18 protein-coding genes are annotated in these 20956 nt (G+C 62.8%); 2 read left to right on the top strand and 16 right to left on the bottom strand.

The genetic code is table 11. The features are described from left to right. Positions 1-5: 5 nt before the first annotated feature. From JF616_15965 to JF616_16030, 14 genes are all read right to left on the bottom strand, one after another. A complete protein-coding gene (locus JF616_15965) occupies positions 6-1088 on the bottom strand; it encodes a hypothetical protein (GenBank protein ID MBW8889250.1) in 1083 nt (360 codons plus the stop codon). Then, on the bottom strand, positions 1075-1407 hold the full coding sequence (locus JF616_15970; GenBank protein ID MBW8889251.1) for a UvrB/UvrC motif-containing protein: 333 nt from the start codon (positions 1405-1407) through the stop codon (positions 1075-1077). Before JF616_15970 ends, JF616_15965 begins: the two co-directional genes overlap by 14 nt. After that, positions 1404-2105 carry an ABC transporter ATP-binding protein gene (locus tag JF616_15975; protein ID MBW8889252.1) on the bottom strand — a complete coding sequence of 234 codons (702 nt, stop codon included), beginning with the start codon at positions 2103-2105 and terminating at the stop codon, positions 1404-1406. The genes JF616_15970 and JF616_15975 overlap by 4 nt, the downstream gene beginning before the upstream one ends. Beyond that, positions 2098-3345 carry an ABC transporter permease gene (locus tag JF616_15980; GenBank protein ID MBW8889253.1) on the bottom strand — a complete coding sequence of 416 codons (1248 nt, stop codon included), beginning with the start codon at positions 3343-3345 and terminating at the stop codon, positions 2098-2100. The genes JF616_15975 and JF616_15980 overlap by 8 nt, the downstream gene beginning before the upstream one ends. Continuing rightward, a complete protein-coding gene (gene lysS / locus JF616_15985) occupies positions 3342-4862 on the bottom strand; it encodes a lysine--tRNA ligase (protein MBW8889254.1) in 1521 nt (506 codons plus the stop codon). The genes JF616_15980 and lysS overlap by 4 nt, the downstream gene beginning before the upstream one ends. 73 nt (positions 4863-4935) lie before the next feature. Beyond that, positions 4936-5496 (bottom strand): nuclear transport factor 2 family protein, encoded by a 561-nt coding sequence (locus JF616_15990; protein ID MBW8889255.1) that lies wholly within the window; start codon positions 5494-5496, stop codon positions 4936-4938. A gap of 136 nt (positions 5497-5632) precedes the next feature. Continuing rightward, positions 5633-6728, bottom strand: a protein-coding gene (gene prfB, locus JF616_15995; protein MBW8889256.1) for a peptide chain release factor 2 whose coding sequence is annotated in 2 segments (ribosomal slippage) — positions 5633-6673 and positions 6675-6728 — 1095 coding nt in all. Because the reading frame shifts where the segments join, the coding sequence is not laid out codon by codon here. A 116-nt stretch (positions 6729-6844) separates the two neighbouring features. After that, positions 6845-7693, bottom strand: a complete 849-nt coding sequence (locus JF616_16000) for a hypothetical protein (GenBank protein MBW8889257.1) — start codon at positions 7691-7693, stop codon at positions 6845-6847. A gap of 178 nt (positions 7694-7871) precedes the next feature. Beyond that, positions 7872-8153, bottom strand: coding sequence for a hypothetical protein (locus JF616_16005; GenBank protein MBW8889258.1), 282 nt, complete (start codon positions 8151-8153; stop codon positions 7872-7874). 217 nt (positions 8154-8370) lie between these two features. After that, positions 8371-9147: an imidazole glycerol phosphate synthase subunit HisF gene (gene hisF / locus JF616_16010; protein ID MBW8889259.1), complete on the bottom strand. Its 777-nt coding sequence runs from the start codon at positions 9145-9147 to the stop codon at positions 8371-8373. Then, positions 9147-9800 (bottom strand): imidazole glycerol phosphate synthase subunit HisH, encoded by a 654-nt coding sequence (hisH, locus tag JF616_16015; protein MBW8889260.1) that lies wholly within the window; start codon positions 9798-9800, stop codon positions 9147-9149. Before hisH ends, hisF begins: the two co-directional genes overlap by 1 nt. A gap of 33 nt (positions 9801-9833) precedes the next feature. After that, positions 9834-10916 (bottom strand): biotin synthase BioB, encoded by a 1083-nt coding sequence (gene bioB, locus JF616_16020; protein MBW8889261.1) that lies wholly within the window; start codon positions 10914-10916, stop codon positions 9834-9836. A gap of 76 nt (positions 10917-10992) precedes the next feature. Next, a complete protein-coding gene (locus tag JF616_16025) occupies positions 10993-11373 on the bottom strand; it encodes a hypothetical protein (protein ID MBW8889262.1) in 381 nt (126 codons plus the stop codon). Between the two features lie 106 nt (positions 11374-11479). Further along, the gene (locus JF616_16030) at positions 11480-14503 is read right to left on the bottom strand and encodes a proline dehydrogenase family protein (protein ID MBW8889263.1); all 3024 of its coding nucleotides are present in this window, start codon (positions 14501-14503) and stop codon (positions 11480-11482) included. 184 nt (positions 14504-14687) lie between these two features. On the opposite strand from JF616_16030, the gene JF616_16035 reads away from it, so the two are divergent. Then, a complete protein-coding gene (locus tag JF616_16035; GenBank protein ID MBW8889264.1) occupies positions 14688-16193 on the top strand; it encodes a hypothetical protein in 1506 nt (501 codons plus the stop codon). Between the two features lie 10 nt (positions 16194-16203). Then, a complete protein-coding gene (locus JF616_16040; protein ID MBW8889265.1) occupies positions 16204-17784 on the top strand; it encodes a hypothetical protein in 1581 nt (526 codons plus the stop codon). A gap of 67 nt (positions 17785-17851) precedes the next feature. Here JF616_16040 and JF616_16045 read toward each other — a convergent pair whose 3' ends face one another. Together JF616_16045 and JF616_16050 are read right to left on the bottom strand one after the other, a co-directional pair. After that, complete coding sequence (locus JF616_16045) at positions 17852-18985, bottom strand: cysteine desulfurase (GenBank protein MBW8889266.1); 1134 nt, start codon at positions 18983-18985, stop codon at positions 17852-17854. 15 nt (positions 18986-19000) lie between these two features. Next, entirely contained in the window at positions 19001-20914 is a 1914-nt protein-coding gene (locus JF616_16050; protein MBW8889267.1) for a homoserine O-acetyltransferase, read from the bottom strand. Between the last annotated feature and the right edge of the window lie 42 nt (positions 20915-20956).

The raw sequence follows: 20956 nt of genomic DNA on the forward strand, positions 1-20956 counted from the left end.
AATCTTTATATGGCGTCATCGCTTGGTTTCCCTAAGGTTAATCTTACAACATTCGCCCGCGAAAAGTCTTCTTCTTCCTGCGGGAGATCCTTGTCGCAACTTACCGCCAGGTGACCGCTTGCCGCCGTAGCGCGCAAGGATTCCAGGATCCGGACGATTTCGGGGCGCGCCAAGCCCAACGCGGCCCCGAGGCGGGCGAAAGAGCTTAGAGACAGCAGTTCCTCATAGGAAAGCGTCGGGGCGCCGGTCAGCCGTTCCAAAGCCGCCTGGACGCGCGCGGCGAGCCGTTCGGGATGGCGACGTTGGCATTCCCGGCGCATCTCCTCTTCCCGCCGGAGTACCGGCGCCAGGGCTTCGAGATGTTCGGCATAGGCTTCCGCGGGAGTCCGGCCGAGTCGTCCGCGGGACGCGATGCGGAAGAGCCCCACGTCGGCGGGGCCGGGCATCGACGCGGGCAGAGGCGTAGCGGGCGCGAAGGCGAGGCCGGCGGCGACGCAATAATTCCGGGCCGCGGGCAATTCCCTGGCCATGGCCAAGCCCGGAAGATGGACCACCTGCTCGATGGCGACGCCCGGCCCTACGCGTCCGGGATCGGATGCGAGATAGCCGTAGCGCAGGGATCGGGACCAGCCGGACCCGTCGGGACCGGGCCCGGGATCGGGGAAGTCGGCGGAGTCGGGATGCGGGCAGCCCGCGTGCAATCGGCCCAAGGTCAGATGCTCGACCTCGTTCGCCAAGGCCCAGGCGGAACCGTCGGGCGCGGTGGCCAGATGCTTGAAGCCTTTCTTGCCCGGGAAGGGCATGGCGCGCCAGGGCAGGATCTCGCGCTCGCGCAAGAAGCGTACGACTCGGGGCGGGCAGGCCGCCAAGGGCTCGGGGGACGGATAGCCGGCGCGCGCCATCCAGGCCAGGGCGCGTTCGGCGGCGACGGCGCATTGGTTGGGGGTGGCGGAAACCGGGAAGGGCAGGCCGGCGAAATTGCGGAAGGCGAGCAGCCGGGTCAGGACCACCGCGGCACGGGGATCCCCCGGGGTAACATCGGCGTTACTCCAGGGCAGGGGCCGGGAAGCGAGATCAGGCCACCCCAAGTCCGGGACCCCTGGGAGCGGCGGCGCGCAGCAGGCCCTTGATGCGGGCGGCTTCCTCGTAATTCTCGGCCCGCACGGCCTCGGCCATTTGTTCCCGCCAGTGGGCCAAGGTTTCGGGATCGGCGACGGGCGGGGCGGCGGCCGCATGCGCGGCTTCGGGAATGGCGAACGCCAACGATTGGTGCAGCCAGGCGACGTCGGCTTGCAAGGCTTCCCCGAAAGCGACGTAGCAATGCGGGCATCCGAGCAGACCGCGGGCGCGGTATTCGGCCCAGGTATGTCCGCAATGCGTGCACACGGGGAAATTGGCTTCGCTCACGCCCGGCCTCCGTCCCGCTCCAGGCGCAGGCCCCCGCCTTCCATCATGTACACCTTCTTGGCCAGGCCCGCCAGCGCCTGATCGTGGGTCACCACCAGGATGGCCACGTTGAGCCGGCCGTTCAGGTCGAGCAGGAGTTCATGGAGCTGGGCGGCGTTCTTGACGTCCAAATTTCCCGAAGGTTCGTCGCACAGCAGTATGCCGGGATTGTTCATGAGGGCGCGGGCCAAGGCCACGCGCTGGCGTTCACCGCCGGAAAGTTCCGCCGGCAGATGGCGTAGGCGATGATCCATGCCCACCATTTTGATGAGTTCGAGGGCCCGATCTTGTTCCGCCTTCCCCAGGCGGCCGTCTACGCGCGCGGGCATCAAGACGTTCTCGCGCACGGTGAGATCGGGCAGGAGATGATGGAACTGGAACACGAAACCGATCTCGCGGTTGCGGATCCGGCTCATGGCCCGATCGGAAAGGCCCACGGTATCCTTGCCCTTGAAGAGCACCCGTCCGGCGGTGGGATGATCGAGCAATCCCAGGATATGCAGAAAGGTGCTCTTCCCCACCCCGGAAGCGCCCTTGATGGCGACGAAGCCGCCCGGGCCGATGGCGAAGTCGAGATCGCGGAACAGCTCGATGCGCGTGCCGGTCTCCTCGAAGACCTTTTGGATCCGTTCCGCCGAAAGCAGGACCGCGTCACTCATGGCGGATGGCCTCCACGGGATCATGGCGGGCCGCCTTCATGGCCGGCAGGATGGTCGCGATGCCGCACAGGGAATTGGTCAAGATCAATACCATGGCCACGTCCGGCCAGCGAAGCTCAACGGGCAAGACGGTCACGAAATAGACGTCTCCCGGCAACTGGATCAGCCCGAACCGGCTCTGCAACCAATAGCTGATCAACCCCAGGGCCGTGCCGGCGAAAGAGCCCGACAGGCCGATGAGCATGCCTTCCAGCATGAAGATACGCAGGATGCCGCTGCGGGTGGCGCCCATGGCGCGCAGGATGCCGATCTCGCGGACCTTGTCGTTGACGGCCATGACGAGCGACGAGATGATGTTGAAGGCGGCGATGATGATGATGATCCCCAAAGCCAGCCCGACCAATACCTTCTCGTACGACATCCATTTGATGAGGGTGTAATTCTTGGCCTGCCAATCCAGGGCCCGGTAGGGGAAGCCCAAGGTATCCTCCATGGCATCGGCGATCTTGCCGCTCTTGTAGGGATCGACGACGCGGAGCTGGAGGCCGGTGGCCACCCCCTTGAGCCCGAACAGCTTTTGGGCGTCTTCCAGGGTGATGTAAGCGAGGGATTCGTCGAACTGGTACATGCCCGACTCGAAGGTGGCGGAGACGATGAAGGGCGCGATCTTCGGCGCGAATCCGGCCGCGCCCAGCTCGCCGGCCTCGGTGAAGTCGGCCAGGAATACCTTGTCCCCGATGGAAGCCTGCAAGCGATTGGCCAAGGCGTAACCGAGGATGATGCCGGGATAGGCCTTGCCGGTGGTGTCCTTGAGGCCGTGGAAACGGTAACGACCATGGGAAATGGTGCCCGACAGCCCGATCACGTCCTTGCTGGACGCGCTATCGATGCCGTAGACCACGATGCCGTCCTGGTTTTTCTTGCGCGAGATGATGGTCTTGGACATGATGAAGGGCGAGACGGCGGTGACCTGGGGGAAATGGCGGACGCGCGTGGCCAGGGAATCGTAGGCGCGGATGGGGGCGAACTGGTATTGGGTGATCTCGATATGCGCGTCCTTGCCGATCAGCTGGCGCTTGACCTCGTGCTCGAAGCCGTTGATGGCGGAGAGCACGAAGATGAGCAGCCAGGTGCCGACGGTGACGCCGGCGGCCGAAAACAGGGCGATGAGCCCCGTGGAAAGGGTCCGGCGTTGGGCCCAGAAATACTTCCGGGCGATGAACCACTCGAAACGCTTCACTCGGGCTTCATCAAAGGGAAGAGCAGCACGTCCTTGATGGTCGCGCTATCGGTCAAAAGCATGATCATGCGATCGATACCGATGCCCACGCCGCCCGTCGGAGGCATGCCGTACTCGAGGGCGCGCAGGAAATCCTCGTCCAGGGGATGCGTCTCGTCCTCGCCGCCCCGTCCGCGCTCGACCTGATCTTCCAGCAGCTTGCGCTGGACCAGGGGATCGTTCAACTCGGAATAGGCGTTGCCCACCTCCCAGCCGTTGATGTAAGGCTCGAATTGCTCCACCAAGTCCGGGTCCTGGCGATGGACCTTGCACAAAGGCGTGCTTTCCCTGGGATGGTCGATGATGAAGATGGGGCCATCGAGATGGGGCTCGCACTTGGCTTCGAAAAGCGCCTTCATGGCGAGACCGCGCAGGTATTTGCCCTTCAGCTCGATATGGTCCTTGGCGAGCAAGGCTTGGATGGCGGCATCGTCCATGGCATCGAAGTCGAGGCCGGCGAATTTCTTCAAGGCTTCCTTGACCGTCAGGCGGGGCCAGGGCGGAGTGAGATCGAATTCCTTCCCCTGGTAGCTGAACTTCATCGTCCCGTTGGCGGCGACGCAGGCCGCCGCGTAGAGGCTCTCGAAATGCTTCATCATGTCGTTGTAGTCGGCGTAGGCCTGGTAGAATTCCAGCAGGGTGAATTCGGGATTATGGGTGCGATCGATGCCCTCGTTGCGGAAGTCCTTGGCGAACTCGAACACGCGCGGGAAGCCGCCGGTGATACAGCGCTTCAGGTAAAGCTCGTTGCTCACGCGCAGATACAGGGGGATATCCAAGGCGTTATGGTGCGTCAGGAAGGGCCGCGCATTGGCGCCGCCGTACACCGCCTGCAAAACGGGCGTCTCGACCTCGAGGTAGTTGTTGTCCAGCAAGTATTGCCGGATGGCCTGGATGATGCGCGAGCGCTTCTTAAAGGTTTCCCGCACGCCGTCGTTCAGGGTGAGATCGACGTAACGCTGGCGATACCGGGTCTCGACGTCCTTGAACTCGTCGAAGATGATCTTCTTCCCGTCCTCGATCTTCTCTTTCGGGATGGGCAGCGGACGCACGGCCTTGGAAAGCAGCTCGGCCGTTTTCGCGTGGATGGTATATTCCCCCGCGCGGGTGACGAACATGGTCCCCTTGACCCCGACCCAGTCGCCGATGTCCAGGATCCTGACCAGCTCGAAAGCGGGTTCCCCCACCTGCTCCCGGCCGAACATCACCTGCATGCGGCCCATATCATCCTTCAGGTGGACGAAGGCCAGCTTGCCTTTCAGGTTGTACCGGACGATGCGGCCGGCGAAGGCGATCTCGGTCCCGGGCGCGGCCTCGGCGCCTTCTGCGACCGGAGCGGGCAGTAGCGTATCCTTCGCCGCGATCAGCTGGGCGCTGTCATGGGTGGGCGCGAAGCGGTAAGGATAGGGATTGATCCCCATCTCCCGCAGCTTGCGCAACTTATCCAAGCGGGCTTCGACCTGATCGTTGATCTCCATAGGGGCGGAAAGGTAGAAAAGGCTGGATAAGGCCAGATAATGGGCCGGGATCGGAACCCGGCCCAAGCGGGAATCAGGGTTGGAAGGCCGCCAGCACGGGAGCCGTATCCAGCACCTCTTCCACCAGCACGATCTTGCCATGCTCCACGGTGAAGCTATGCGTCCAATGGGCTTTCCAGCTCTTGCCCGTAGGAATCGCCGTCGCTTCCTCGTACCCCTGGAACACCGTCTTATGCTTGTCCGAGAGGAACTCCTTGGGCTCTAAGCGGGTCACCTTCGCGTTCGCGCCGAAGGTTTCGATGAAGGCCTTGATGCCGGCCTGGCCTTCATGAACGCCCGCGAAAGGGATGCCCGCCGGTCCATAGAGCACCCATTTCGCGTCCGTCGCGAAGTCGGCGAGCATGCCGGGGAGATCGCCCTTCCCCAGCTTGTCGTAAAAATCCAGGGCCACCACGCTGGCATTCTTGCCGGAACGGTCGCACTGGGAATCCTTTTGGGAGTCCTGGTAAGTCTTGCCCGCGGGGGGCGGGGCCCCCGGATCGGCCGAAACCGCGGAAAAAGCCAGCAAACCCGTGAAAGCCAGGCTTCCCAGCCGGGGAAGGGGCAGATACTTTCCGAAGAAATGGGATGTCATGGATGCTCCTTTTGGTTGAGGCGAAGCGAACCCAGGGCCCCTTAGGGGGCCCCCCGGGCGATCCGCATCCATTAGGATGCGGCGGCCGCCCGAAAAGCACCAATTATTTTGAGCCCGGAATCAGGGAACGGAGGCCTTAGGTCTGCTTGCGCTCCGCATCGGCGGCAAGCAGGTACGCGTTGATGAATCCGTCCAAATTCCCGTCCAACACGCCGTAGGCATCTGAGGATTCGTAATCGGTACGCGCATCCTTCACCATCTGGTACGGCTGCAAGACGTAATTGCGGATCTGGCTGCCCCATTCGATCTTCAGCTTGGAGGCCAGCTTGGACTCGCGCCTCGCGTCCTCTTCATCCTTCAGCTTCTGCCACACCCGCGCCTTCAGCAGCTTCATGGCGCTGGCGCGGTTCTTGTGCTGGCTGCGCTCGCTCTGGCACGAGACCACGATTCCCGTGGGAAGATGGGTCATGCGCACGGCCGAATCGGTCTTGTTGATGTGCTGCCCGCCGGCGCCCCCCGCGCGGAAGGTGTCCACCTTGATATCCTTCTCGTCGATATCGAAATCCACGTCCTCGATTTCCGGATAGACGTAGACGGCGGTAAAGGAAGTATGCCGCCGCGCGTTGGCATCGAAGGGGGAAATGCGGACCAGGCGATGCACCCCGATCTCCGATCGCAGGTAGCCGAAAGCGTACTCGCTTTGGATTTCGATGGTGGCGCTCTTGATGCCGCCATCCTCGGCGGGCTGCTCGTCGAGGATCTCGAACTTGAAGCCCTTCTTCTGGAACCAACTGACGTACATCCGCAGCAGCATGCGCGCCCAGTCCTGCGACTCGGTGCCGCCCGCCCCCGGATGGATGGTCATGATGGCTGGCTTCTCGTCATCCTCGCCCCCGAGCATCTTCTTCAGCTCGAGCTCGCCGATCTTCCCCGCCAATACCGCGACGGACTCGCGCGCCTCCCGCAGGGAGGCTTCGTCCTTGTCCTCTTCCGCCATCTGGGCCAGCATCTCCAGTTCCTGGACCTGGCCGTCCAGCGACTTCCATTGGTCCACCCACCACTGGAGCATCTTGATTTGCTTTTGGGCCTTCTGGGCTTTGGCGGCATCGGACCAGAACCCCGGCTCCGACGCGTTGCGCTCGAGAAGCGCTATCTCTTCTTGCTTGCGTGGGAGGTCAAAGATACCCCCATAGGCGCTGCACGCGATCCTTCAGACTCTTGATCTCTTCCACGGGAAGCTCCTCGGAGTTGCGCCCGCAAAGATAGGAAAACCAGGGCGCCTTGGGCGTACTCTAAAGGGGCATCGGCGCTACCCAGGGGGCGACCGCGCCGGTATGGGGCCGGGCGTTTATTCGAGGGTGAACTCTTGCGAATAAAAATCGCTGGGATGCGGGGCGCAAAAGCATGAAACCTGGATGCGGAGGACGATTTTGTATTTGCCTTTCGGCAATCCGCCGGGTATGACGACATTTCCATTCAAGGAATAATCGGTCGAATCCATGATGACGACGCCATCGTCGAAATAGGGAATCAGATAACCGTACAGCACCTTCTCCCCTTGCGGCGTCGTCAACAGGGAAAAGGCCAGGCTTGCCATGCTCTTGGAACCCCGCTCGCGGTCCTGGAAGGAACGGTAGGTGAAAGTCAACGTGTCGTAGGCCTTGGAAAAACGCACGACGTCGCTGTCCCCGAAATACGCGTAGCTGGCGAACGCGTTCAGGCCGATCGAATCGATATGGCTCACGCCGATCGAATCAGGGGTCGCTTGCATTTGCAGCTTCTGGGGATTCGGGTTGGGTACGTTGGGGTCCGGGCATTGAAGAAGCCGGGACGCGGAAAAACTGAAGCCGGTTCCCATCATACGGTACATGGTAACGTAGAAGTGATCGGAGTCTTGCATCGCCCCGTGGAGCATCCACGCTTCGGAAACGCTTTTTTCGATCAGCGTCAAGTTCAGGGAATCCCCGTTCCGCCGTACCGAAACGCTGTCCTCGGGCCGAGTGGAGTTGATCCACATGATATTGCCCGTTATGTCCATTTCATGAGGTGATAACTTAAGTATACCGGTTTCGTAACGCGTGCGGCCGGCTTCGATGTAAATCGTATCCTGAACGGACCAACAACCGGACAGGTTGGAGGCATCGCCCCCGCCCGACGCGGGATCGCAGCCTGAAAGGCAGGCTGCCCCGATTCCCATCAAACCTATCAAGCCCGCGAATCCCGCAAGGATCGGGATATTCTTGAAGCTATGGGCTGAGCGCCCTTCTATCGTGAAGCTGGGTGTTGTCGCCATTCACAAAAGATAGCCCGGATCCGCGTCAGCTGGGTTTTCCGGCCCGCGATTTTCTCTCTCATTTTGAGAGCGATGGTAAGCCTCAATACGGCCTCCGGGCCCGCGCGGCCTTGAGAGCCTGCCCGCTCCCCTCGTCCAACTCGATTTCCCTTTTAATGATCTCACGAAGGCAGGTCTGGTACTTCATATTTCGCGAGCGCGCCAGGGTCTTGAGTTTTATCAAGTCGGACTTTGCGATGCGGAAATTTACGGTGCAATCCTTCACTTCACCATCTAACCACTCATCGTATTTCGCCACATCCTCTTGAAGCCGGCGGGCCAATTCGACCCGCCTCCGCATCTCGGTTGTAAAAGAGGATTCCATGCGGCTTCTCCTTGCTAATGACGGTACGTAGGGAGTCCCCCCCTGGTGCCACAGCCGCAATAAGCACAGTGTATTGACAATGAATGTCAATACACTGTGTGTCGCAAGCTTCCACTGGGGCCCAGCCTGACCCAGGAATAGATACACATCGGAATCAGTGTTAATCGTGCGCAGACGCACAATTATCGGAACCGTGTCGGTATTTGGAGATGGGTAATTAAGAGACGGCGCGCACGGGGATGCCTGCCAGCGCCAGCTCGACCTTGATCGCGGGGATCGACCAGGTTCCGTAGTGCACCATGGAGGCCACCAGGCCCGCGTCCGCATGGCCCTTTTCGAAGACTTCGGCCAAATGGCGGGGCACGCCCGCGCCTCCCGAAGCGATTACGGGCACGTCCACGGCATCGGCGATCAGGCGCGTCAGGGTCAGCTCGTATCCGTCCTTGGTGCCGTCGGCGTCGATGGAGTTCACGCAGATTTCCCCCGCCCCCAGCGCCACCGCGCGCTTCGCCCACTCGACCGCATCGAGTCCCATGGCCTTGCGCCCGCCTTGCACGTAAACCTCATAGCCCGAAGGCAGGCCCGGAGCCGTCGATCGCTTGGCATCCATCCCCAGCACGATGCATTGCTTCCCGAAAGCCCGCGCGCCTTGGGAGATGATTTCGGGGTTTTGCACGGCCAGGGAATTCAGCGAAACCTTTTCCGCACCGGCCATCAGTACCTCGCGCATGTCCTCCAGATTGCGTATGCCTCCGCCCACCGAGAAGGGGATGAAGACCTTGCGGGCCACCGCGCGTACCATTGCGATGTCGATGGGGCGCTTTTCGGCGGAAGCCATGATGTCGTAGAACACCAGTTCGTCCACGCCTTCGCGGTAATATTGCGCGCCCATCTCCACGGGATCGCCCAGGTCCACGTTGCCGGCGAACTTCACGCCTTTGGTAACCTTCCCGTTACGTACGTCCAGGCAAACGATGACGCGCTTGGACAGCATCAGGCGCTTTCCCGGCCGTCCCCGGTGGAACGGCCATCCTGGCCATTCCACTTGCAGAAGTTCTCGAGCAGGCGCAGGCCGTGCTTCCCGCTCTTCTCCACGTGGAACTGGCAAGCCACCAGGTTCTTGCGCCCGATGACGGCCGCGAAACGGACACCGGCATAGTCCGATTCCGCCAGGATATCGGCCGGATCCGCGGGGGTAGGATAATAGCTGTGCACGTAATAGAAATGGCTCTTATCCGGAATGCCGGCGAAGAGGGGATGGGGACGGTAGAAACCCACGTGGTTCCAGCCCATGTGCGGCACCTTCGCGCCCGGTCCCGCGTTGAAAATCTCGGTGCCGCCCGGAAGCAGTCCCAGGCAAGGCGTACGGCCGTCTTCCAAACTCCAGTCGAGGATAATCTGGCAACCCACGCAAATGCCCAGGAAGGGACGCCTGCTCGCGACAAACGCTTTCAGAACCGGGCCCAGTCCCATGCGGTTCAATTCTTCCATCGCCGAACCCGCGGCGCCCACGCCGGGGAATACCAATCGATCGGCGCCGGAGATGACCTCGGGATCGGAAGAGATCACGGAATCGAATCCCACTTCCGCCAGCGCTAGTTGCACCGAAGTAAGGTTGCCTGCTTTATAGTCGACCAGGACGATCATGGGATTGCGCAGCGGACCGCAGGTCCGCCGCCCTCAGGCCCCTTTCGCCTCGCGCACCTTGCGCGAAGTCAGGGTGACGCGATCCACCAAGGGAACGGCCGAGGCCTCGGCCGGGATTTCCCCGACCACTTCGAAGCCGAGGTCGCGGATCATCTCGCGATCCAGGGAGCCCGCTTGGCCTTCGGTGGTCAGGTAGTCGCCCACGAAGATGGAGTTGGCCGCATACAAGCCCAGCGCTTGCAGGCTCCGCAAATGCAGTTCGCGGCCTCCCGCGATGCGGATCTCGGAGAATGGGTTGGCCAAGCGGAACAGGGCCAGGATCTTTAGGCAATACACCGGCGATAACTCCTCGCGATGGCCCTGGGCGGTGCCCTTAAAGGGGATCAGGAAGTTCACCGGGATGGAATCCACCCCCAACTCGCGCAAGCGGAACGCCACGTCGACCACGTCGTCGCGGGTCTCCCCCATGCCGAAAAGGGCGCCGCTGCAAGAGGAAATTCCCGCTTCGCGCACTTTCCGCACCGTGTCCAGGCGATCGGTGAAGCCATGGGTGGAGCAGATTTCACCGTAATGGCGTTCGCTGGTATTCAGGTTATGGTTATAGGCGTCCACGCCCGCCTCGTTCAATTTGTCCGCCTGGCCATCCTTCAACAGCCCTAAGCAGGCGCACAATTCCAATTGCGGGAACCGTTCCTTCACCCGGCGCACCGCGGCCGCCACACCCGCCACGTCCCGGTCCGATGGCCCGCGCATGGAAGCCACCATGCACAAACGCGCGGCGTGGTTAGCCACCGCCTTTTCCGCCGCCGACTCCACCTCTTCCGGGGTCATCAGCTTGTACTTCTCCACCGGCACGTCGGCCACCGCCGATTGGGAGCAGTATCCGCAATCCTCCTGGCAAATGCCGCTTTGGATATTGACCAGGTAATTGAGGCGCACCTTCTTGCCGAAGGCCGCATGCCGTACCTTATAGGCGGCCTGCATCAGGGAGAGGATGTCCTCGTCCGGCCAGGCCAGCACGGCCAACGCCTCTTCCCGCGTCAATTCCTCGCCCGCCAAGCTCTTCTCGGCCAGATCAAGGGCATTCAAGCGCGAGGGCAGAGGATGTGAATCCATGGAGGGGGCCTTCCGAAAAGCCCTTAAATATAGTGAAACCCGGATAAGAACCGGAAAAAGGGGGATTCGGGCCGCGCTAAGGAGGAGGTACGGTAATCCCGCAGCGGGCGGCCAGTTCCAAGACCCGCTGGGCGCGATCTTCGTACCGTTCCCGGGCTTTATCTTCGAGATGGCGTAGGCAACGTTGCAATTCGCCCAATTGACGGGCCACCTCGTATTGCTTCTCACGCAGGAGCCCCGTGCCCCCGAACCGCGTCGGTGTCGACAACATGCGCAAGCCGCGGCCGATTTCGCTCAGCAATCGCTCCGGATCCTTGCCCGAACCCTTGCCTAAGCCATTTCCCGGTAGCCCGGCCGGCTTGCGTACGCCGCCGCGCATGGCGAGTAATCCGAGCACTATCCCGAACATTCCCAAGATGAAAACCCCGTAAGAGGAAAATGAGGTACTGATTTGCACGCGATTTAGACTCCTGAATCCGGCCGGAAGGTAACCCGGGAGCATGCAAAATAAGCTTCTCCCCGGGTGAGGGGAAGCGAAAGTAACAGGATCGAAATGAAGGCGGCTAGGCGATGTCGGGAGTGAAACCGTGCCGCATCGTATTTTCGGTAACGCAGTAGGGATCCGCGAAATGGGCAAGATACCCGGGACCGCCGGCCTTGGTCCCCAAACCGCTATGCCCGAACCCCCCGAAAGGCTGCCGGTCCACCAGGGCTCCGGTCGATCCGCGGTTGACGTAGAGATTGCCCACCCGGAACTTCTCGCGCGCGGCCTCGATGTGGCTAGGGCTGCGGGTGAAAACGGCTCCCGTCAATGCAAATGGGGTCGCTCCGGCCAGGCGCAAGGCTTCATCGAAATCCACCGCCTTGATTATGGCCAACACCGGGCCGAAGAGTTCGTCCTGCATCAGCCGATGGCCCGCATCCGTGACCTCGAAGAGCGCCGGCCCCACGAATCGCCCCCCTTGCGGCGCGGGGCCTTGATAGATCAAGCGGGCGCCAGGGCCGGGATCGGCGATCACGGCGGACAGGCGGTCGCGCGACATGGAGTCGATCACCGGAGGGACGTCGCAGGCGGGATCATCGGCGGGCGTTATGGCCAAGGTGGCGCAAGCGGCAGCCAGCCGCTCCAGGAAAGGCCCGTAAACATCGCCCACCGCGATCACCCGCGAACACGCGGAGCATTTCTGGCCCGCGTAGCCGAAAGCGCTTTTCAAGACCCCGGTCACGGCCTCATCCAAATCCGCGTCGTCGTCGATCACGATGGCGTTCTTACCGCCCATCTCGCAGACCACGCGTTTGAGGCGCGGTTGTCCAGGCCGGATTCGCGCGGCCTCGCGCAGGATTACGGTGCCGACTTGCAGGCTGCCGGTGAAAGCGATCTGCGCCACGCGGGGATGTTCCACCAAACGGGCGCCCGCCACCTCGCCTTGTCCCGGAAGGAATTGCACGACCCCGGGCGGAAAGCCGGCCTTGAGCATGGCTTGGTATAACAGCAAAGCCATCAAGCTGCTCTGCTCGGCCGGCTTCAGGATCACCGGATTGCCCGCGACCAAGGCCGCCGTCGCCATCCCGCAAAGGATAGCCAACGGGAAATTCCAGGGGGCGATCACCGCCACGGGCCCCCGGCCCATATAGGCCAAGGTATTCTGCTCCCCGGGAACCTGGCCCTGACTACGCGGCCCCAATTCGATCAAGGCTTGCCGCGCGTAGTATCGGCAAAAATCCACCGCCTCCGCGACGTCGAGGTCCGCTTCCTGCCAAGGCTTCGCCGTTTCCAAGGTTTGCAAGGCCGCCAGGCGCACCCGGTCCGCCTCCAGGATCGAACCCAGCTTTTCCAACAGGGCCGCGCGCTCCATCAAAGGACGATCCCGCCAAGCGGGAAATGCCATATCTGCGGCCTCCACGGCCAAGTCGGCTTGCGCGGCCGAAGCCATGTCCACCTGGGCGACGATGAGGTTTTCATCATTGGGCGAAGTCCATGGGATCGACTCGCGCGCCGCATCCTCGCGACCGTCCCGCATCACGGGAACGCGCACCGGGAAACGGCTTTTCCAATCCGCGATGGCGCGGGCGAATTCCCGGCGCGCCTCCGGCCGGGTGAAATCGCTGCGCGGGCAATTCCGGAACGGGCTCGCGAGATCCCCGGGTACCATGTCGGTTACCTCGGGCGAAAGGCCGGCGGTGGCCGGCCCCGGAGGCACGGCCCCCGTTGACGCGGCGGGCGATGGGGCGGGATTGGGCGCGGCCAGCAGCGCCGCGATGTCTTCGCCTTCGTGATAGCTCTGCCGCAGGAAACCCGCGTTGGAGGTATTCTCCAAAAGCCGCCGCACCAGATAGGCCATGCCAGGAAGCAGCGCGCCCACGGGCGAATACACCCGCAGGCGGTATCCCCGGCCCCGCAGGACCTTGCGTTCCGGTTCGGCCATGCCGTACAGCATCTGCATCTCGAAGGCGTTCTTCGGGACCTTCATTTCCTCGGCCGCGGCCACGGCATGCACCAACGAACGCAGGTTATGGCTTCCGAAGGCGGGAGACAAATGCCGGTACTCCGACAAGAGCTTGCGGCTGAGCGATTCGTATTGCGCATCGGTGGCCGATTTCGCCGTCAGCACCGGGCAGGGAAGGCCCCATTGCTTCGCCATCGCCACTTCGTAATCCCAATAGGCGCCCTTAACCAAGCGCACCGTGAGAGGCGTTCCGCGGCCCTTCGCCAGGGCCAGCAGCCGATCGAGGTCGGCCGGCGCCGATTTCAGGTAGGCCTGCACCACGATCCCGATATGCGGCCAGCCGCGCAGTTCGGGATGGGCCAGCACCTCTTCGAACAAATCGTAGGTGATCCCGTGCAATTGCCAATTTTCCAGGTCGACGTTGAGGAAGACACCACGTTCCTTGGCCAGCAGGAACAGCGGCAACACCTTAGCCTTCAGGCGGGCCACGCAACCGGCCGTATTGACGGGGTCGAGGCGGCCTTCCAGGGCCGAAAGCTTAAGGGACACGTTGGCCAGGGGGACGGGACCGGTATGCCCGGTATCCAGCACCGGGTCCGGTTTCCAGCCGCGCACCTCGGCCGACAAGGTTTCGATGAGATCGCGGTAACGGGCGAGATAAGCATGGGCTTCGCCTTCGGTCAGGGTCGCCTCGCCCAGCAGATCGGCGGTGAACCCGATCCCCTGCGAATGCAGTTTGCGCAAGATGGGGATGGCTTCGGAAGCGTCCCGCCCCAAGATGAAATTCTCGGCCATCTTCACCACGTTGCGCTTGATGACTTCCACGCCCACCACGCCGGTCAGGCCGCCCGAAGCCGCCTTGAGCGCCACGCTGAGCACCGTGGGCAATTCGCGTCCCTCCCTAAGCAGGTAGTCGCGCATGTGGTGCCAAACCTGCTTGCGGCTCTTCAGCACCGGCAGCACGTCCACCAGGCGGAACAAGTCCACCCGGAAGGAGGGATCCTTCATGGCCCACTCCAGGATGCGACCCTGCCAAAAATCCTTGTTGAAAATCCCGGGAACCTCCCCCCGCATTTCTTCCCAGATTTCCCGGCCCGATTTAAGGATGGCTTCGTTAATGTCCGTATGTGCAGGTATCATGGTCTATTTATATCAAACTAAGCGCTTCCGGCGCCACGGTGTTATCTTTCGGGATACCCGGCCTGGAACAAAGGCCCGACGCGATTCGTCAAAGCAAGGCAGCGGTCCCTCCGGATCGCTCCGATTTACCCGATACGCCGCCCTCGCGGGGGCGGATGAAGCCATACCCGCCGAAGGAGAACGCATGCGCACGACACCCAGGATCCTTTTCACCGCCGCGGTGGCGGCCTCTTCAGTCTGGCTCGCGGGCTGTTTCCTCAGCGCCGACGACAGCGGACCCACCGCAGATCAGAAAAAGCAATCGGATGCGGTTACCGCCCAAGGTTCCGGACAGTTGGAAGGCGCCGTGACCAATTTGACGAGTTCCCAATTCCAGTACGGCAAAGAGGATTTGACCCAGCTGAAGCAATCCCAAGCCAACTACGCCGAAGCCGCCCGCCTCAACCCGGGCAACTCCAAGGCCCAATTGGGGCTGGCCTTGACCAATATCCTTTTGGCCGCCCAGGATCCCCGCCTCGCCGACGTCCTCAATCGCACCGTCGACGGCAAGTCCCCTTTCGACTCGAAGCTCGCGGGCGGCGCCCCATTGTTGCGCTCGGTGGTACTTGCCAAAGTCGCCGATGCCTCGACCTGGCCGGAGTTCCACGAGATCCAGGACTCCATCGAAAAGGTTCTGCTGCCCGCTTTGGAGGATGCCATCGCGCGCGTCAAGATCGCCTATGACGACCCGAACTTTTCCATGACCCTGACCATCCAGGGAACGACCCGCGAGCTCGATCATGCGGAAGCCGGCATCCTCTTGGCCGGGATCCATGCCCTGCATGGCTTGGTCACCCTTTGGCTGTCTTACGACGTGGACATCGATTATAACGGATCCTACGCCTGGATCGAAGCCTTGAACGATATCGGCTCGGTCAAGAAATTCTCCGACCTAACGGCGGATCAGCGGGACGCCCTCAGGAAAGGCACCGAGCTGTTCGGGCCCAACGCCCCGTTCCTGGCCGTGCGGCCCGCCTGGAAGGACCGCCTGTCCAAGGTGGACGACGAGATCAATGCTTCCCTGGACATCGTGCGCGAGAGCCTGGGCTCCATCGCCAAGGAGACGGACGCGCAGGACGACGATTTGATCCACATCTGCGCTTCCTTCGAGACGGGCTCCTGCATCGCCTCTCCGGATTACCAGAACGCTATGAACGTGGTGGACAGCGCCCGCAAGTACATGAATCAGCCCTTCGTGGTCCGCTTGACCGATATCGATACCTCCATCAAGGTGGATTTCTCCGCCTACTTCCGGGTGCAAGACTATAAGAAGATGCTCCCTTACTACGGTTTTTATGATCCCAAGGACTGGAGCGACGCCAAGCCGGCGATCTACTTCACCGATAAGGCCGGCAATATCACGGGAGACATCATGACCTTGAAGCACATCTCCGACGCGGCCGATAGCCTCGGCACGCCGGCCTCCGAGGTGGTCGCCCAGATCCGCGCCGTGATCCATCTGCAAGACCCGACCTTCCAAGGTTTCTTGCCCGGCGCCACCGAGGACGCCATTTGGAGCATTCTCCTGAAAAAGGCGAAGCAATCGGAAACCCACCTGGGACCGATTCAAGATTCCACCCATGTGGTGTTCGTCAAAACCGCCGCTTCGACCCTGCGGCCCGACTTCGCCCTGTCCTTGATCGGGAACTAGTTTTCCGCGCATGCCCTTCGTCTTCGCACGGAAAGGCGGGCCCCTGGCCCGCCTTTCTTTTTGCCTCCTCCTTTGCGCCCGGCCCGTTCTCTGCGAGGGCGATCCTTTCGAGGACGCATTAGGCATCGATTATTCCCGCCAATTGCTGCCCACCCCGGTGGCCCCGCGCCCCGCCGTCGGGACCTTGCCGGGTTTTTCCGGTTCCTTCCCGTTCGCTCCCGGCATGACGGGCGGCGACGAAGTGCCAGGGCCGCAGGACGTGAACGAACGCCCGGCCCGACTAACCGCCACCGCGACCCTGTGGCAACGGGATCTCATCCGTCGCGATGCCCATTTCTCTTTCTCGCATCACCGCTCCGACGATGCTTTCGGCTTCCTCTTGACGGCGATACCCGGGGTGGAACTACGCTTCGCCGCCGATCGCGATGCCCGGGAACTCTCCATCGGCGATACCGCCGTCTCCGCCAACCTGGACGGGACCGATTGGGGATGGCGCGCCGCCTTGTCCTTCCCCCTCACCCCGTTTCTGATCCCATCCGTGGTGGTGGGCGCGCGCTCTTCCGACCCCGCAGCCGATGCCCTTGAGGCCCTGGCCTTCCGCGGCGCCGCGCCTATCGGCCTTTCCTGGTCCTGCGCCTGGGGCCGCATCCATCGCGATTATCCTGTCGACCTGAAGCTTCCCGGTTACGCTTCCCTTTCCTTGCCCTTCTTGCTGCGGCAGGATTTCGCCGAAGCCGGACTGGACTATTCCCTCGGCCCTTGGGATCTATCGTGGTCGGGCCGCCGAACCTGGGCCAGGCCGCCTTCGACCCGGCCCGTAGGCTATTCCCTGGAGGATAGCGGCGCCGTATGGCAGCAAGAGACCCGCGCCGCGTATGCCCGGGGCGGCTTCGCGGCGGCCCTGGATTTGGGCTTGGGGGGCGGCCACCACGTTTTCCGCGGTCTCACCCGCAAGGACGGGACCTTGTATCCCTTCTCCTGGCAAGGCGGCGAGCAAGCGGACTACTCGGTGCGGACCGACGTCTCCATGGCTATGCGCAAGGACACGTTGGGCGCATGGCTGGCCGCCGGCGAATCCGAGTACGACGCGCTCCGTCCCGACAATAGCGCCTATGGACGCTGGTTCTGGGACCGGAACGGCGTGGTGGATTCCTACCAAGGCAGCTTGTTAGGTTTGTTCAGCGGAGAGACCTGGCTCCTGAACGGCGCGGCCTATGCGGGCCATGCCGGCCTCGGGTTATGGTGGCGCTATAACTTGGCCGGCTTCGCTTATCGGTTTTCCGCCGGGTACCAATACCTGATCCTGGAAGCGAACTCGCATCTCACGCGCCGTCGCACCGAGTTCCTGCTCGGCTATTCCGAAGCGAACGAGGATCGGATCTACCCTACCGTCGAAGCGGACCTGATTCCCTTGTCCGCGGAACTGTTCCGGGCCTGGGGTAACTTCTCCGTTACCTTCGGGGGCCAGGCGGTGTTGCCATCCCGGGTCCGCATCGAAAGGGCCGGAGGAACGGGCGGCGGAGGCGGAAGCGGGGCCGACTACAGGGGCGGCACGGTGGCAGGCATCCGCTTGGGGTACCGGCTACCTTAAGGCTTGAAGGGCTGGCGCGCCAATGGAGCGCCATTCGGAGCGCCATTGGCGCTCCGCTAACCGGGGATCAGGTCCCCCGCACCGCGGTGGCCGCCTCGGCCACGCGATCGGCGCAAGGTCCGATTTCCTCAAGGGTATTCCCTAGTCCCATAGAGAAGCGCAAGGCGGTAGACGCAGCCTCTTTCCCCAAACCCATCGAAAGCAGCACGTGGGAATGCTGCACGGCGCCCGAAGCGCAGGCCGAACCCGCCGAGACCGCGACTTCGCGCATATCCAGAGCCATCACCATCAGATCGGAGCGACAACCGGGAAGAGTCAGGTTAAGCGTATTGGGAACACGGGGGGACCGTTCTGCATTCACGATCAGATCGGGGATGCGCTGTTTAAGGGCCAGGGTCAAGGCATCGCGGAGGGCGGCCAAACGGACGCGCTCGGCATCGGCATGCCCGCGCCACCATGCGGCGGCCGCCCCGAAGGCGGCGATCCCTGGCGCGTTCTCCGTGCCTCCGCGCAATTTCCGTTCCTGGGGCCCGCCCAACGATCGGGCCGCGAGGGGCGCGCCCTTCCGGACGTACAGAGCCCCCACGCCCTTGGGCCCGTTGATCTTATGCGCCGACAGCGCGACGTAATCGGTCTGCCAATCGCGCGGGCGCACCTCGCTTTTGCCCAAAGCCTGGACCGCATCGCAATGGAAGGGCACCCCGCGGTCCCGCAGCAGGGCCCCGATCTCGGCCACCGGCTGCAGCGCCCCCGTCTCGTTATTGGCCGCCATCACCGTCGCCAAGGCGGTATCCGGACGTAACGCCGCCGCTACGGCAGCGGGCCGGACCACCCCGTCGCGATCGGGATCCACCCAGGTCACTTCCCACCCGGCGGCCGCCAGCTTGCCGATCGGCTCCAGCACGGCGGGATGCTCGAAGGAGGCGGCCACGATATGGCAGCCGCGCAACTTGCCCGAATCCGCGGCCCCCAATAAGGCCAGGTTATCGGCTTCGGTACCGCCCGCGCAGAAAACGATCTCGCCAGGCGACACGCCCAGCCAGCCGGCCAGCATCTCGCGGGCGTCCTCCACCGCGGCCCGCGCCGCGCGACCGGCCCAATGCAGGCTGGAAGGATTCCCGAAAGCGCCGCGGGCGTAGGCCTCGGCCGCTTCGGGCAGCATGGGAGTCGTGGCGTTGTGATCGAAGTAATGGCGAGACATGAATCGCCCTCGGGCTCAGGACCGATCGGCCGGCCGCGCCGGAGCGCCGTCCCTGGCGATGCGGGCGATTACGAATTCGGCGCCCAGGTTGGGCCGGCCCAATCCCAGGAATGCCTTGGAAAGCAGGGAGGCCCCCAGGAAAAGCACTTTCTCGACGCGGATGCCTTCGCGTTGGCATAGGATGCGGAAATCGTCCAGGCTGAATAGATGGATGTTGGGGGTATCATGCCAATTGTAAGGCAGGGCTTCCGAAACCGGCATCACCCCGGTGGCCAGCAAGGACAACCGGTTGCCCACGAACGCGAAATTGGGGAATGCGACGATGCCCTTGCGGGCCACCCGCAGCATCTCGTTCAGCACGAGTTGCGGCTTCTTAACTTCCTGCAAGGTCCGGTTCAGCACCGCGTAGTCGAAGGCGCCGTCGCCGATCAAGGACAACCCCATATCCACGTCGCTCTGCAGCACGGGCACGTTCTTGCGCAGGCATTCCACCACGTGGGGCAAGGCGATGTCGATCCCGATACCCGTCACTCCCAGGCTACGGTACAGGCTGTCGATCAACTGCCCGTCGCCGCATCCGATGTCCAGGATATGGCTGCCGGGCCCGATCAAGGAAGCCATCGCGCGGATGTCCTGGCCCGCTCCGAAAGCGGCCACGGACCCGCCGTTGCGGACGCCCGCATCCGAAGCCGTCCCGCCCTTGGCGGACCCGTTTTTCGGCGGAACCCCGGCGGCCACCCCTTTAGCGGCTTCCGCGAAGGCGGGCTTTTCCATGAAGCCGTTGATCACCTGCGAAAGATTAGCCACCTCCAGCAAGAACGCATCGTGCCCATAGGGCGACTCCAGTTCCACCAGGGAAACGATTTTCTTCTGGCGCAACAACACGCGCCCCAGGTCCCGGGTCTGCTCCGGGAAAAAGAGCCAGTCGGAAGAAAGCGCCACCAGGACGAACTCGGCCTTGGAGGGCGCGAAAGCCTTGTCCAACGAACCGTAGCGCTGGACCAGATCGAAATGATCCATGGCCCAGGTGATATGCAGGTACGAGTTCGCGTCGAAGCGCTTCACGAACTGATCGCCTTGATGGTTGAGGTAACTCTCCACCTCGAAACCCGTTTCGAATCGGACCTCGTTCCACTCTTCCTTCCGGTTGCGCCCGAACTTCTCATGCATGGAAAGCGCCGAAAGGTAGGTGAGATGGCCGATCATGCGCGCGTAGGCAAGGCCGCGCGCCGGCAGTTGGCCATCGCCGTAATAGTTTCCGTCCTGGAAATGCGGATCGTTGACGATTACCTTCCGCCCGATGATCTCGAATCCCAAAGCCTGCGCCGAAAGGCAGGTCGCCGCGGCGATGCAAATGCACTTGCGCACCTTGTCCGGATAGGCGACGGCCCATTGCAGGGCCTGCATGCCGCCCATGCTGCCGCCCACCACCGCCTCCAGCACGTCGATGCCCAATTGCGTCGCCAGCAGCCGCTGCACGGCGACCATGTCCTCCACGGTGATCTTGGGGAAGGAGGCCCCGTACGGCAGTCCGGTCTCGGGATTGATGGAGCCCGGCCCCGTCGTTCCCTTGCATCCGCCCAGCATATTCGACGCGATGACGAAATACCGGTTGGTGTCGATGGCCTTCCCGGGCCCGATCATGTCGTCCCACCAGCCGATGCGATCCTTTTCGCGCTCGTAATCGGGGTTGTACCCGGCCGCATGCGCGTCCGTCGTGAGGGGGGAACAGATCATCACGGCATTGGACTTGGCCGCGTTGAGCGTCCCGTAGATCTCGTACGCGACCTGGACTTCCTTGAGGAAGCGGCCGGATACCAAGCGGAAACCTTCCGCGGGCAAATCCAGCCGCAGGATGAGCGTTTTCACGCTCATCCGTTCCGACGCCGCGGCCGTCGCCGTCCGCGGGATTTCCGCTTGCGCGGGCATGCCTTCGCCTTCCCCCGGCGGCCATGGGCCTGGCGGCCCTCC

This window comes from Fibrobacterota bacterium, assembly GCA_019509785.1.
In the GTDB taxonomy this organism is placed as follows: domain Bacteria; phylum Fibrobacterota; class Fibrobacteria; order UBA11236; family UBA11236; genus Chersky-265.

What these genes read in the sequence shown, in the direction of transcription:
- JF616_16000 (MBW8889257.1), bottom strand. Translation starts at nt 7,693, where the DNA reads ATGGGAATCGGGGCAGCCTGCCTTTCAGGCTGCGATCCCGCGTCGGGC.
- JF616_16040 (MBW8889265.1), top strand. Translation starts at nt 16,204, where the DNA reads ATGCCCTTCGTCTTCGCACGGAAAGGCGGGCCCCTGGCCCGCCTTTCT.
- JF616_15975 (MBW8889252.1), bottom strand. Translation starts at nt 2,105, where the DNA reads ATGAGTGACGCGGTCCTGCTTTCGGCGGAACGGATCCAAAAGGTCTTC.
- JF616_15990 (MBW8889255.1), bottom strand. Translation starts at nt 5,496, where the DNA reads ATGACATCCCATTTCTTCGGAAAGTATCTGCCCCTTCCCCGGCTGGGA.
- JF616_16005 (MBW8889258.1), bottom strand. Translation starts at nt 8,153, where the DNA reads ATGGAATCCTCTTTTACAACCGAGATGCGGAGGCGGGTCGAATTGGCC.
- bioB (MBW8889261.1), bottom strand. Translation starts at nt 10,916, where the DNA reads ATGGATTCACATCCTCTGCCCTCGCGCTTGAATGCCCTTGATCTGGCC.
- lysS (MBW8889254.1), bottom strand. Translation starts at nt 4,862, where the DNA reads ATGGAGATCAACGATCAGGTCGAAGCCCGCTTGGATAAGTTGCGCAAG.
- hisF (MBW8889259.1), bottom strand. Translation starts at nt 9,147, where the DNA reads ATGCTGTCCAAGCGCGTCATCGTTTGCCTGGACGTACGTAACGGGAAG.
- JF616_16035 (MBW8889264.1), top strand. Translation starts at nt 14,688, where the DNA reads ATGCGCACGACACCCAGGATCCTTTTCACCGCCGCGGTGGCGGCCTCT.
- JF616_16045 (MBW8889266.1), bottom strand. Translation starts at nt 18,985, where the DNA reads ATGTCTCGCCATTACTTCGATCACAACGCCACGACTCCCATGCTGCCC.
- JF616_16050 (MBW8889267.1), bottom strand. Translation starts at nt 20,914, where the DNA reads ATGCCCGCGCAAGCGGAAATCCCGCGGACGGCGACGGCCGCGGCGTCG.
- JF616_16030 (MBW8889263.1), bottom strand. Translation starts at nt 14,503, where the DNA reads ATGATACCTGCACATACGGACATTAACGAAGCCATCCTTAAATCGGGC.
- hisH (MBW8889260.1), bottom strand. Translation starts at nt 9,800, where the DNA reads ATGATCGTCCTGGTCGACTATAAAGCAGGCAACCTTACTTCGGTGCAA.